Origin of the sequence: Pontibacter qinzhouensis (genome assembly GCF_008017455.1) — a bacterium.
In the GTDB taxonomy this organism is placed as follows: Bacteria; Bacteroidota; Bacteroidia; order Cytophagales; family Hymenobacteraceae; genus Pontibacter; species Pontibacter qinzhouensis.
Map to the genome: position 1 here is coordinate 24,326 of NZ_VRTY01000024.1, position 13,167 is coordinate 37,492.

Here is a 13,167-nt window from a genome sequence, read left to right on the forward strand (position 1 = left end):
ACCACTTTTTTAACTGCCTTGGCAATGGGCCCGGCACGGAACCAGCGTATAAATTATGCTAATCAAAATGGCCTTCAGAAGATATTTTACCAGAATATTGCCAAGGGTTTGATCCAAAACTTTTACTGTACTTAGTTTAGAGCGATTACTCCTTCCACTGTCTTTTTAATCTTTTTGGTACTGGCATCGGGCTGGCTGCCACCTACACTAAATAGGATCGTACCTGGCACGTGCCTGGCATTGCCGCTTTCATCTATAACAGTCAGGTCCTGCGGGCGCAGCGTAAAAGTAACTACTTTGCTCTCGCCCTTTTTGAGTGCAATGCGCTGAAAACCTTTCAGGGCTCTGATTGGTGTTTTGAAACCTGCTGCCTGGCGGCTGGTGTAGAGCTGCACTACTTCTTCGCCATCCATTTTACCGCTGTTGGTTACCCGCACGCTTACTGTTACAGGGCTGTTCACTTTACCGCTGGTAGGTATTTTCAGCTGGTCGTAGGTAAAGGTGGTATAACTCAGGCCGTGCCCGAAACCATACAAGGGCTGGCCTTTAAAGTATTTGTAGGTACGCCCCTCCATAGTATAATCTCCGAAAGGCGGCAAGTCCTGATCGCTTTTGTAGAAGGTAACCGGCAAGCGACCAGCCGGGTTATAATCACCGAACAGCACATCGGCTATGGCCGTACCTGCCGACTGGCCGGCATACCAGGCATTCACGATGGCAGGCACGTTCTCTGCTTCCCACGGAATGGCGATGGCGCTACCGGTCATCATGACAAACACTACTGGTTTACCAGTCGCTTTCAGAGCTTTCATCAGGTCGGTTTGGACCTTTGGCAGCAGGATGGTGGTGCGGTCGCCGCCGGCAAAGCCAGGCTCGTCCACTTTCATTTCCTCGCCTTCGAGTTGCGGAGAAATACCTCCTACATACACAATGGCATCAGCGTCTTTTACCCGGTTTGCCAGCGCCTTAAAGTCTGTTCTGGCAAAATTGCCGGCCCGCAAATGCACCGATGCCTTGCCTTCGCCCTGGTAATATTCCAGCACCAGTCTGTAGGTCTTATTTTGCTGCGTAGGCAGTTTATAGCTCCTGGCACCCCATCGGTTACGGGTCCAGGCATTAAGCTGCTCCTTGCCATCTACCAGCAGTCGGTACCCATCGTCGCCTTCCACCTCCAGGGTAATAGAGCCATTGCTGGTGGCGGTGAAGTCGGTGGTATAGCGGGCCGAAAAGTTATAGGCTTTCATGCTGCCGATTACGGTTTCGCCTTCCTGCCAGTTGTGCGATATGCCAGGTTCCTGCCGCACCGCCACTGGCTGGCCCTGCAGCTCCTTATTATTGAAATACTCAGCCTGTACGCCTGGCTTACCGTTGAAGGTCAGTTGCTTACTGATGTCGGTGTACGCCAGCAGCGTGTCTTTGGTAAAGGTGGAGGCCCGCTCGTAAACTACCTCTGTGTTGCTGCCTACTTTGTTCCGGATGCCCTGCAGCGCCGTCACAATCTCGGAGGGTGTTCCGTTGTAGTTGCCCAGCACCGCTATCGGGTTATCTGCGTTAGGGCCGATAACGGCAATCTTCTTCAGGTTTTTGCGTAGCGGCAGCGTGTTCTTCTCGTTCTTCAGGAGCACCATCGACTGTTGCGCCATCTTTAATGCGTGTGCCTTGTGCGGAGCGCTTTCCAGCACGCTGGCTGGTGTCTGGGCATATTTCACCATAGCAACCGGGTCGAACATGCCTAATTTGAAGCGGATTGTGAACAGCCGTTTCACCGACAGGTCTATCTGCCGCTCTGTTATTTTGCCTTCTTTCACGGCCTGTACCAGCGATTTATAGGCGTCGGTGCCACAGTCAATGTCGGTGCCGTGCATAACGGCATCGGCAGAGGCACTGGCAGCATCGGGGTGGGTTTTGTGGTTTTTGAAGAAGTCGTCGATGGCCCAGCAGTCGGAGGTAACATAGCCGGTAAACTGCCACTGGTTGCGCAGAATGTCGTTCATCAGGATATCGGAACCGCAGCAGGGCTGCCCTCGGAAGGCATTGTAGGCACACATCACGCCGGCTACTTTCGCGTTTACAACCAGTTCTTCAAAAGCAGGCAGGTAGGTATCCCAAAGATCGTAGTTGGAGGCGGTGGCATTGAACACGTGCCGTTCGGGCTCGGGGCCGCTATGCACGGCGTAGTGTTTGGCACAGGCAGCTGCTTTCATGTACTTCGGGTCTTCGCCCTGCAGCCCGCGCACAAAGGCTCTTCCCAACATGGCCGTCAGAAAAGGATCTTCGCCATAGGTCTCCTGGCCCCTTCCCCAGCGCGGGTCCCGGAAAATGTTGATGTTGGGAGTCCAGTAGGTAAGGCCCACGTAGCGCTGCCCTGATTTTCCTTCTTCAATGGCTTTGTTATAGATTGCTCTCCCTTCCAGTGCTGAAAAATCGGCCATGTGGTAAAGCGAAGTAGTATCGAAGGTGGCGGCCATACCAATTGCCTGCGGATACACCGTTACTTTGTAAGGCGTACGCGCCACACCGTGCAGCACCTCGTTCCACCAGTCGTACGACGGAATGCCCAGGCGCTCAATGGCCGGAGCCGCGTTCAGCATCTGCGCTACTTTTTCTTCCAACGTCAGGCGCGATACCAGGTCATTTACCCGGGCCTCGAATGAGAGCGAAGGGTTCTGGAACGGGTAGTCATAATCTTCCTCCTGCCTGAGGGTAAACGCTGCAGTTCCCAGCAGTACAGCCATTACTAAAAATAACAGAGTAGCTTTCATTATTCATTTAAAATTTGTTTGTCAGATGTTGGGTGAGTGCAGCTTAGCAGGTAATCATTCATACAAAAACAACAGTACCTGCTTTGCCGGATGCGTTACAGGTGGAGGCACAAGTGCTAAAATTCATATTCTATGCCAACGTTGGCATAGTTACTTATTTCTTCTCTTATTCACAAGCATTAGTCATTTTTTAAAATAAAATCGGGCTTACTATTATATTGAAAATCTGGTTTGCCCGGCTCAGGAACTTCAGCAACTTGTAAAACAAATGAAACTTGCTCCTATCACAGTAATAGAAACAGATTTCATCTGATTTACAAGTTGAGTGTATTGACTTGTTCTGATGCCTGGACTGAACAACCTGCCCAATAGCTATAGTGGCTACAGCAGCTTACTCAAATTATTGAACCAAATTCTGAGGATGCGCATCGTTTGCAGAAGTGGCGTATAAGCCAATCATGGCACCCGTGAAACCTCCTGCCACATTGGTGGAGAGAATATCGCCCGAAACGGTTTCGCCCACATTCACAAAGTCGGTTCCACTTGTCGAATAGCTAAACTGATAGTTATCGCCGTCTGCTTTTACCCGAAGCTGGATGGGCTTCTTGTTATCTACTTTTTTGCTCGCGATAATTCTGGATGCACCTTTCTCTGTTCTTTCCAGTACTACATAAAAGTCTTTGTCTTTCCTGGTCAGGCCGTACACATAGTTGAATTTTTCGCTTTGCAGTAGCACGATACCTGCCAGTTCCTTCTCTGAAGCTGGCTTGAAATTAAGGGTGGTGGTGTAAGAAAAGTTGTTGTGCTGTTGCCTGAGGAAGAGCGTTGAAGTGGGTTTCACCTCCTTTATATTGACCGGTAAGGGGTTTACCTGCAACCCCTGCTTTGAAGTAGAAATGAATGCTTCGCGGGGTCCTCTTAAACTAACCCAGCGGTAATCCAGTTTCTCAGAAGTAAAGTTATCGGTAAACGTAAAATTGCCGTTGGGGAAAAAGCCTTCTTTTCCGGTATTATTGGCTACTCCTGCAGGCACTTTCAGCTTCGGTTCCATTGGCACCAGGCCATTTGTAAAAACCGGGAATTCACCAGTCCAATCGACAGGCAGAATAAAGGTTTCGCGGCCAATGTTTACGCGATTTTTCTCGTTCGGGCGGATACCCAGAAAAACGCCATAATAGTTGCCATCGGGGCCTTCTACTAAATCGGCATGACCGGCCCAGTCTACTTTGTTGGTCCTGTTCGGGTTCAGGTGCCTTTGCGACAGGATGGGATTGTTCGGAGCAGGCGTGTAAGGGCCTCTCGGGTTGTCGCTTACAAAAATAACTTCGCTATGGTTACCCCCCGTACCGCCTTCGGCACACATTAAATAATAGCGGCCGTTCTTTTTGTAGATGTGCGGAGCCTCGATCCAGATGGGTTTTTTAGCGAGGTCAACGCCGCCATCTACAATAATTTTATCGGTGCCTGCAATTACCTGGTCTTTCTCAACATCATAATCCCATACCTTTATCACGCGGTGTCCTTGGTATAGTTCTTTTCCTTTATCAGGCGCATCGTTGTGCACGACATAGGCTTTCCCGTTATCGTCGAAGAAAAGGGAAGGATCTATACCATCGAACTTTAACTTAACCGGATCGCTCCAGCCTTTCAAGGGGTCTTTCGTTTTCACCACTATATTGCCAAAACCACCTGCAAACTGGGTGGTAATCATGTAAAAGGTGTCGTTGTTGGCATTGTATTTTATATCCGGTGCATAAACGCCGGCACTTATGCCGGTATCGTGCACTTTCAGCTGCGACGGCCTGTCTAACACATGGCCAATTTGGGTCCAGTTCACCAGGTCTTTGGAATGGAAAATGGGTACCCCTGGAAAAATGGCAAAAGAGGAGTGCACCATATAATAATCGTCGCCTTTGCGGGTGATAGCCGGATCTGGATAAGCGCCTTGCAAAATGGGGTTGTAGAATTCACCCACCTTTAGCGGATTGTCGTTGTAAATTTTATCGTTGCCTACGTACACAGAATTAGAAAATACAGGGGCATTTTTGGGCACATTTAAATTCTGGCTGTTTCCGCTTAATCTCATTAAAGAAAACATGCCTACAAAAACACATAGCAAAGCTATTCTTCTGTTTTTCGATAGCGTAAATCCGACTTGTAATCGTTTCATTTTATATGTTATTAACTGATAAATTGTTCGTGTTATGGTTCCTGACCTTACGCCTGTTTTAGAAGCGCACGATAGCGCTTTCGTTCGCTATCAACGGCGTTACAGTGCAGCAGCACCAGGAGCCACGGCAACCCTGAAAGGCTACTTTCATTTAAATAATTGCCTCAAGAATTACATTGACCAAAGTGCCTAACAGTAGTTATTTACATGCTCTTAGAGCTAGTAATTGATCATTTAGTACCGGTCATAATTGTTCTTTAGCCGTATCAGTAATCCGATCATCTATGCGAAAATAATCGAAATCTACAGAGCCGCCCGGTGTTTTGGTGGCATAGTTGAACAGCCCGAAACGGTACCCCATAAAGTGCGGTATGGTATAGGCCATCTTCAGCTGTGAACCAATCTTCGTCCAGGTTTTGCCATCGAGGCTATAATAGAAGGTGGCTACATCACGGCGATCGTTAAAATCTGCTTCTGCTTTCAGATACACTTTTTTCTGTTTGAGCGGTATACTTTCTTCTACAACCGGAGCCCCTGATTCGGCTTTTACCATAACAATGGATTTAACGCCATTCTCAAATTTAACCCCAACCAGCCCGTATCTTTGCTGCAGCATGGCAAGACCGGCAAAATCGCCTTCCTTCATTTTTGAAACATCAATGGCTGTAGAACCAGCACTTTCAGGGCCGATTGTCCGTTGTGTCAAGGTGTTTCTGGCCAATAAAAAGTCATTATCTACACGCCCCGTTGTTAACCGCAGGTGGCCTTTCCGCTGGTTCAACGACCATAGCGCATTATCCGGGTTGTGGTTCCACTGCCACACCAGCGGCAAGGCTGGTTCTCCCTTCTTTCGGGTGAAATCATCGGAGGCCACTATGTGTGGCATCAGGCCTTTGCTGGCAGGCAGGCTTAACTCGTCGGGCACCTTACCGTCTTCACCCAATACCGGCCAGCCAGCCTCCCATTTTACCGGAACCAGGTACGGTATGCGACCGACTGCTCCAAAATCGCGGAAGAGGTACGCGTACCACTCGCCATTGGGTGTATCAATAAGTCCGCCCTGTGCTACGCCTTTGTCCTGTAATACAACCTTGCCCTCGTAGGGGCCTGTAATGTTGTCGGCACGGTGAACGATAACAGTACGCATGCCGCCTTTGGGCCAGGCAATATTAAAGAGGTAGTATTTCCCGTTCACTTTAAAGAGTTGAGAGCCTTCGGCTGGCAGGCCTACGTTAGGCCCAGCCGGTGCTGTTGCATTTTCGATGAGCACACGCTCAGTACCCGGTTTGGTACCCGACAAATCTTCGTTGAGCTCTACCATGCTCAGTTTGCCAGCGCCCCAGATCATGTACACACGGCCGTCATCATCGAAAAACAGGGTGTGGTCATGCAAAGAGGGTTTAAAAGACGTAGCTTTCCAGGGACCTTTTTCAATGTCGGTTGTAGTATACACATGCGTTTTTCCGGTTGTCTGGGCAAAGGTGGTAACATAGTAGGTACCCTTGTGGAACCGCAGGCTGCTGGCCCAGGAGCCTCTGCCGTAGGTGCTTTTCCCATTGGTCAGCGTCAGCTCATCCACCTCCTCCAGCACATCGTAGGCATAACTTACCAGTTCCCAGTTTACCAGGTCCTTCGATTTCATAATCGGTACGCCGGGGCTCATGTGCATGGTGGTGCTGCTCATATAGTAGTTGTCGCCTACCCGGATTATGGCAATATCAGGCACATCAGCATAAATTATCGGGTTCTTTGCGCCCTGGCCTACTGCAGGCAGGGTTATGAAAATATAAACGATTGCAAGCGCAAGGAGCCGTGAAAGTAAATTTTTCATTTTCGTTTTTTCAATTGGGTGAGTTCAGCCTCCCTGAAGAGGTGGTGAAGAGTAGCAACCTTAACCTGCCTGGCCCGGTGTGATAATCTTGTAATTTCCGCTCAGGTGCATCAGGCTGAACAGGTACAACAAACCGTCGTAATACGGGTCGAAGTATCCATCCTCGTAAGGCTCCAGTTTAGCGTTCCAAACCTCATCCACAAATTTCCAGCTTTTAGCTTGGGTGCCCATAATAGAGGCTGCCCCGGCAGTAGATACCAGGCCCAGTGAGTGGCGTAATTTCTGGAAACCTCCCGCCTGCAGAATCCACTCCGGGCGTGACCCGTCGATGTTGTATTGGTCGTCGTAGGTTTCGATTCCCTGGCTATAGAGGAAGTTCTGAATGCGGCTCCCATACTCCTGCTGCCACTTTTTGTCTTTGGCATACCAGCTGTAATCCATGGCGATGTTCATGGGCACGCGCCAGGAATCGTAGCGGAAAGCATCGCCCATGCGGCCTCTGCTATGGGGGGCACCGCTGAACTCAGAGTAATCTGGTGTAAGGCCAGTTTGGGGGTGAGTAGCCCGGTGCAGGAATACACGAGCCGTATCTGCACAATCTCTGTAGAACTGTTCCCGGCCATCTTTCGCGTATTCGGCCCATACTTCGAAAAATGCCGGTACGTGGTACGATGGGTTGGTCCAGTCATACATGTCGCCTTCAGGCACAAAGTTGATCTGCTTGTGCTCCACATTCAGTACATTTTTGATTCCCATGGTGCCGTCTTTGCTCCACATCGCATCCAGAATTCTTCTTCCTTCGGCATAATAGTTTATACCAGTATCGTTGCCCCACCTGTTCGAAGCGAATAACAGGGAGGTCACAAAATACAACTCGCCATCGGAGGCCGAACCATCTGAATTGCGTTTACCTGTTTTCGGATCTACACTCCAGGCAAAGTAAGCATCGCGGGGTCCGCCCTGGTGTTGCATGTATTTTTTGGTCCAGCGCCAGAGCCGGTCAAACACTTCTTTTTTGTCTAGCTGCACGGCCACCATAAGCCCATAGGAAAGACCTTCTGTACGTGCATCCTTGTTCTTTATATCCGATACATAGGCCATCGAATCGCCCACTTCAAAATAGACTTTGTCGGGTCCTTCGAAGAGGTCGTGATAGGCTTTTGCCAGTTTTGCATCGATTTCAGCCTGCGGATAACCTGCTTCCAGGAATACATTCCGGTACTTGCCGGTTTCCCAGGCTCCGGCTTCCCAGGGCTTCATTTTTCCGCGCGGGTCTTTTACCTCTTCTCCTCCCTGCTTAGCAGTCGAACATCCTGCTACTAAAACCAAACTGATTAGCGTAAATGCCAATGCTGTTACACAAATGTGTTTTTTCATTTGATTCCCTTTATTAAATTAGTGACTGGCCTGAGCGATTTTATATCCCATTAATAACAGCATCTTCGCGCCGTACCGTTTCCCCAGCATTCTGTAACCCTCTGCCGTAAAATGCAGGCGATCCGGTAAGGCGGTACAGCCTTCAGAAGAGATAACATGTGCGTTAGGAATGACTTGAGGCAGTTTTGCGATGATGGTGTTCATGCTGGCACAAGCTCCGTTTTCCTTTTTACCTACTACCTCCCCTGCCAGCAACGGAACCGAACCAGGTTTAAGATGCAGGTCTTTGAGCAGATTATCATAAACACCTTTTACTTTTGCTGGCCACTCCGCATCGCCTGTGTTCGACTCGCCCTGGTGCAGCAGAATTCCTTTAATGACACCATCCTTCTGGGCCAGCCTCGCCATCTCCACCAACCGCCCGTAAGGGTCCTTATCATACGCATCAAGGGCACTCATCATCCAGTCAGGTGCTGCAGCAACATAAGATTGTACGTTATTTTTATCGAACAGCTCTATTTTGCAACCTCCTACAGCCACGTTAATCACACCTACTTTAATACTGTCGGGCAGGTTGGCTACTAAGGTTCTGCCAAAATAATCGGTGGGTGTGAGGCCGGTGGTGCACCTGCTTAACGGAGGCACTGCCGTGTACCACTTCCCTTTTTTCCTGCCCAGGTTAGGGCAGTCAACTGCTTCCAGCACCATAAATCGCTTGTTAACGGCTGTATCCTGCGGTTCAAATTTGGTATGTCCCTCCATGTTAGATTGCCCGAAGGCCAGGTAAATGTGGAAGTTCGGGTTCTGGGCAAAAGCAGCTGTATTTTGTAAAATAAGGGCAGCAACTAAAGAAACCCACATAATGCGTTTCATATCTTTATCTTTATAACTATCTGTAAATCAGATTATGGCCTACAAAAGATTGTTTATCGATTTTGCGGTAATTATTCGAATGAAAATGCCCTTCAGAAGGTATTTTAACATTTTAGTCTCAAGGGTATAATCTTCACAACAAAGCATTGCCAGTTAAAAGCTTCGCGCCGACTACAGCACCTATCGGGTCTACTTTATAACTACCACTAATCAGTAGTAAACAACTGAATTTTTCTAATGAAAACAGCCTTCAGAAGCTATTTTTCCGGAATAGTGCCAAGGGTGTCCGGGCTTTTTCCAGGGGCATGCACCACCAGCACAGTATTTTTGTGCCCTCTGCATTGTATAACTCTTTGCCATTAAGACCTGTCTCTGCAGCTGTCTCCCTTCTGTTTCCCGTTAAGTTGAATGGTCGGAATATTTTGTTAAGAAGACAGCTATTGCACCAACACAAGTCCGCCGTTGGGCTGTATGGTTATTTTCAGTTCTCCTTTTTTGTTGACTGTTGCACTTCTGGTGTAGCTGGTTCTGTCTTTATTGTCGCCGTAAAGCATTACCTTTTGCCCCGCCAGCATGGGCAACTTCAGGTTTAACTCAACCGGTTCTGCAAGGGCATTCACTCCTGCCACGTACCATGTGTTAACATGTCGGCGGGCTACGATGCTGTACTTCCCGGGGTACCCATCTATAAATTTTGTTTCGTTCCAGGTGGTAGGCACCGCCTTCATAAAATCGATGGTGAAAGCGGGTGCATCGTGCAGGTTATTAGGCGTGAGGGCAAAAAACTGTACCGGGTTCTGAAAAAGCACAGCAGTAGCCAACTGAAATACATCTGTTGTTTTCCTGTGATTCCCGCCATCATTGTTTCTGTTGTAGCGTTTGTTTAAAACCACACCACCAAACTCCATGCTGGCCACAGCGTTTCTGATAAAAGGATGCAGGGTTGCGTTAAAAGCTTCGACATCATTGGCGTGCTGGCTGAACATTAGATTCTCGGAAGCCAGCACCGCTTCGCTCCCAACAAAATTCGGAAACATCCGCTCCCAGCCTCTTGGTAGGGTTGTACCATGGAAAACAACCATCAAACCATAATCATTGGCATCCGATAAAAGGTCTTCGTAGAGGCGCATGGTTTCCTGCTTGTCTCCACCAAAAAAATCTACTTTGATGCCTTTCACTCCATTTTGCTTCATCCACTGCATTTCCTTTTTCCGGGCAATGGCCGTGTTCATTTTATTGATGGGCGTTTGAGGGGCATCATTAAAAGAACCGTTGGAATTGTACCACAGAAATACCCCCACTCCTTTCGAAGCAGCGTATTTAATTAACTCCTCCATGCGCTCGTAGCCGATACGCTGGTCCCACAAAGCATCTATCAAAATAAACTGGTAACCTAACTGGTGCGCCAGGTCTATGTACTTTACCTGGTCGTCATACGTCATGCTATTGTCTTGCCACATAATCCAGCTCCAGGTTCCTTTGCCGTGCGTATACTTAACAGAAGGCTCGTATAGCGGCTCTACCACATCATACGCAATGGTGGTTTCTACAATTGGTTTCAGACCCTGGCTAACTGTAATGGTTCGCCAGGGAGTAGTTGCCGGTAAACCTATGGCTGCTCCGGTACTTCCGAACCCGTTATTTTCGGTCTGGTCCGGAAAAGCTATCGTGTAGGTTCCGTCGGGTGTAGGGTCGCTTAAGTGGGAGCCACAGTAAAGGCCCCTGACACCGGTTTCTGAAACAAGGGCCCATTTTTCTCCCATCCGAAAAAGACACGGAAACGTATATCCAAGCCCATTTGCCGACTTGGCAGCAATGTCCTTTTCAACCTGATAGCCTTCTTCGTAACTCGGCTTGGTTCTGGCAAAACCCACCATAGATTTGGACTGCGGTGTTAAAAACCCTTTGGCATGCTGTGGGAAATTAAAACCGGTCGCCTCTTTTTCTACTACAAGCGCTCTCGGGTCTCCTGATTCGGGTATGTGGTACCTAAAGGCAATATCATTATTACTTACTCTGAAAACCACATTCAAAACCTTTTTGTCTTTGTTGGCAAACGAGCATACCAGCTCATTGGCGAGGTAGTGAATTTCAGATTGCTTTATTTTATCCTGGCTATACTTCTGATCGATTGCATTTTGCTTACTTTCCACCAGGGTCATTTCACTGGAAAGATCAATAAGATTAGTCTGTAACCCTAGAGGCGAATTTTCCAGAATTGTTTCGCCGGCAAACGTTACCCGGTATTGCGGCTTGCCGTTTTGCGTAAATACTTCTACCTGTACCTTCTTATCAGGGCTGCTAACGTTAGCCTGCTGGGCCTGGGCCAGCACAGGAAAAAGTACTAATAAATAAATGATGTAGTTAAATACTCTGTTTCCGCTTTTTCTTTTCATCAGAATGTGGTTGTTGTGCTGCCTGTATAATCGATTTTACAACAGGCTTTGCCCTGTTCTCCCTATCAAAAAGTAAGGTATAATCTGTTCGGCCTTTTATAGGCCAGTTGTTTTTCCAGGACTGTCCGTCATTAACTCCCCAAAGCGTTACTCTGTCTATCTTCTCCTGGTGCTTTAAAAAAAGTTTAAAAAAGTCGAGGTAGCGCTCCTGAAAGACATTGTCAACAGAATCGGGCAGGCCAGCCGCATAAGGATTCATTTTCTGCTGATATTCGAAGTTAGCAGACACATCGGCTCCTGTGTTCTCCCAGGGAGATGGAAGCACCGAGAGGTCCAGCTCTGTAATCATTACTTTAACCCCCAGGTCAGAGTAAGCCAATATGCTTTTTTCAAATTCATCAATGGCCGGATACTGTAAGCCAATGTGCCCCTGCATTCCGATGCCGTCTATTTGCACCCCCTGCTGCTGAAGTTTCTTCACCATAGCCACCACACCTTTTCTTTTACCAGGTAGCGCCATAGAGAAATCGTTGTACATCAGTTTGGCACCAGGGTCGGCTTCATGGGCAAATTGAAACGCGAGTTTCACAAAGTCTTCGCCAATAATCTCGTAAAACTTACTTTTCCTCCAGGAGCCATCATCCAGAATCGCTTCGTTTACAACATCCCAGGTATGGATGCGGCCTTTGTAGCGGCCAACCACTGTGTAGATATGGTCTTTCATGCGCTGCACCAGCACCTCCCGAGACACATCATTTCCCTGATCATCTTTAAAAAACCAACGTGGTGCCTGCGAATGCCAGATGAGGGTGTGGCCGTTAATATGCATGTTGTTTTGTTCGCCGAACTCCACAAACCGGTCTGCCAGCTCAAAACGGAATTCGCCCTCTACAGGTTGGAGCATGCCGCTTTTCATGCAATTTTCGGCTACCACGGCATTGAAGTTCTCCTTCACTACTTGAATAGCAGCAGCATCATGGCCCATAATCTGCCGCTCATTAAGAGCAGTACCGATGTAAAACTTGTTTTTATAAGCATCCTTCAGTGCTAATTCACCAGTATCTGGGCTTATAACTTTACAGGCAACACTAAACACGCTTATAACAAGTATTGCTACTCCTGTACCGGATAAATATCTTATATTTTTCATTTTCATACTTTTTCAACTCAAAACCAGGCAAGAAATTAACGACCTATAGCGCCATCCCTCTAACTGATAAATACTATTTATACTGAGAATCCTATGTTAGTGATAATACAAACATTCGTTCAACTACCGATATACAAATCTATTTAACTCCAGAGTAAAGGGAGCATCTTTACATTACAGGTCTTTCCTGCTATGTTACATAAATGAATCTGGCTGTAACATACATTTAACCTGGCGTAACATTATGTCCGTATTTCAATAGAAAACCCTTTTCCTGAGAAAACGGAGTGCCTCGCCAATGAAAAATTTATGCTAGCGCGAGCGTCCTCGTTCATGACTTTTATTGCTGGGCCTCTGGCCGCTTTGATCCTATGCAGCCACACTGTTTTTTAATAATAAAGTGAGACAAGCCCAAGTGAGCCTCGAAGAGTTGCCTGTTTTAGTTAGAGGCAATTCTTCAAATCAAAACGTCCCTCCGGAAATCACTTCCTCTGCTGCTGCTATCAAGCCGACAATCAACTTTGATATGGGAAAAACCTGGTTCTGGTATTATGAGCGCTTTGCTACATTCCTGTAGCTTGCCCCGAATACTTAACGCATCCATTATG

At 47.8% G+C, this 13,167-nt stretch carries 8 protein-coding genes; 1 reads left to right on the forward strand and 7 read right to left on the reverse strand.

Features of this window, described 5'->3' with window-relative positions; translation table 11 throughout:
- Positions 1-131: 131 nt before the first annotated feature.
- The 7 genes from FVR03_RS08180 to FVR03_RS08210 form a co-directional block, all read right to left on the reverse strand.
- Positions 132-2,735, reverse strand: a complete 2,604-nt coding sequence (locus FVR03_RS08180) for a glycoside hydrolase family 3 protein (protein ID WP_222707195.1) — start codon at positions 2,733-2,735, stop codon at positions 132-134.
- A 427-nt stretch (positions 2,736-3,162) separates the two neighbouring features.
- Positions 3,163-4,932, reverse strand: coding sequence for a glycoside hydrolase family 43 protein (locus FVR03_RS08185; RefSeq protein WP_147921258.1), 1,770 nt, complete (start codon positions 4,930-4,932; stop codon positions 3,163-3,165).
- A gap of 244 nt (positions 4,933-5,176) precedes the next feature.
- Positions 5,177-6,763 carry a glycoside hydrolase family 43 protein gene (locus tag FVR03_RS08190; RefSeq protein WP_147921259.1) on the reverse strand — a complete coding sequence of 529 codons (1,587 nt, stop codon included), beginning with the start codon at positions 6,761-6,763 and terminating at the stop codon, positions 5,177-5,179.
- 60 nt (positions 6,764-6,823) lie between these two features.
- A complete protein-coding gene (locus tag FVR03_RS08195) occupies positions 6,824-8,140 on the reverse strand; it encodes a family 8 glycosyl hydrolase (protein ID WP_255474127.1) in 1,317 nt (438 codons plus the stop codon).
- A gap of 18 nt (positions 8,141-8,158) precedes the next feature.
- The gene (locus tag FVR03_RS08200) at positions 8,159-9,013 is read right to left on the reverse strand and encodes a sialate O-acetylesterase (RefSeq protein WP_147921260.1); all 855 of its coding nucleotides are present in this window, start codon (positions 9,011-9,013) and stop codon (positions 8,159-8,161) included.
- Positions 9,014-9,450: 437 nt separating this feature from the next.
- Positions 9,451-11,409 carry a glycoside hydrolase family 97 protein gene (locus FVR03_RS08205; protein WP_187270092.1) on the reverse strand — a complete coding sequence of 653 codons (1,959 nt, stop codon included), beginning with the start codon at positions 11,407-11,409 and terminating at the stop codon, positions 9,451-9,453.
- The gene (locus tag FVR03_RS08210; RefSeq protein WP_222707196.1) at positions 11,378-12,559 is read right to left on the reverse strand and encodes an endo-1,4-beta-xylanase; all 1,182 of its coding nucleotides are present in this window, start codon (positions 12,557-12,559) and stop codon (positions 11,378-11,380) included. Before FVR03_RS08210 ends, FVR03_RS08205 begins: the two co-directional genes overlap by 32 nt.
- A gap of 400 nt (positions 12,560-12,959) precedes the next feature.
- Between FVR03_RS08210 and FVR03_RS24340 the strand changes: the two genes are divergently transcribed.
- Complete coding sequence (locus FVR03_RS24340; RefSeq protein WP_187270093.1) at positions 12,960-13,136, forward strand: hypothetical protein; 177 nt, start codon at positions 12,960-12,962, stop codon at positions 13,134-13,136.
- The last annotated feature ends 31 nt before the right edge of the window (positions 13,137-13,167 follow it).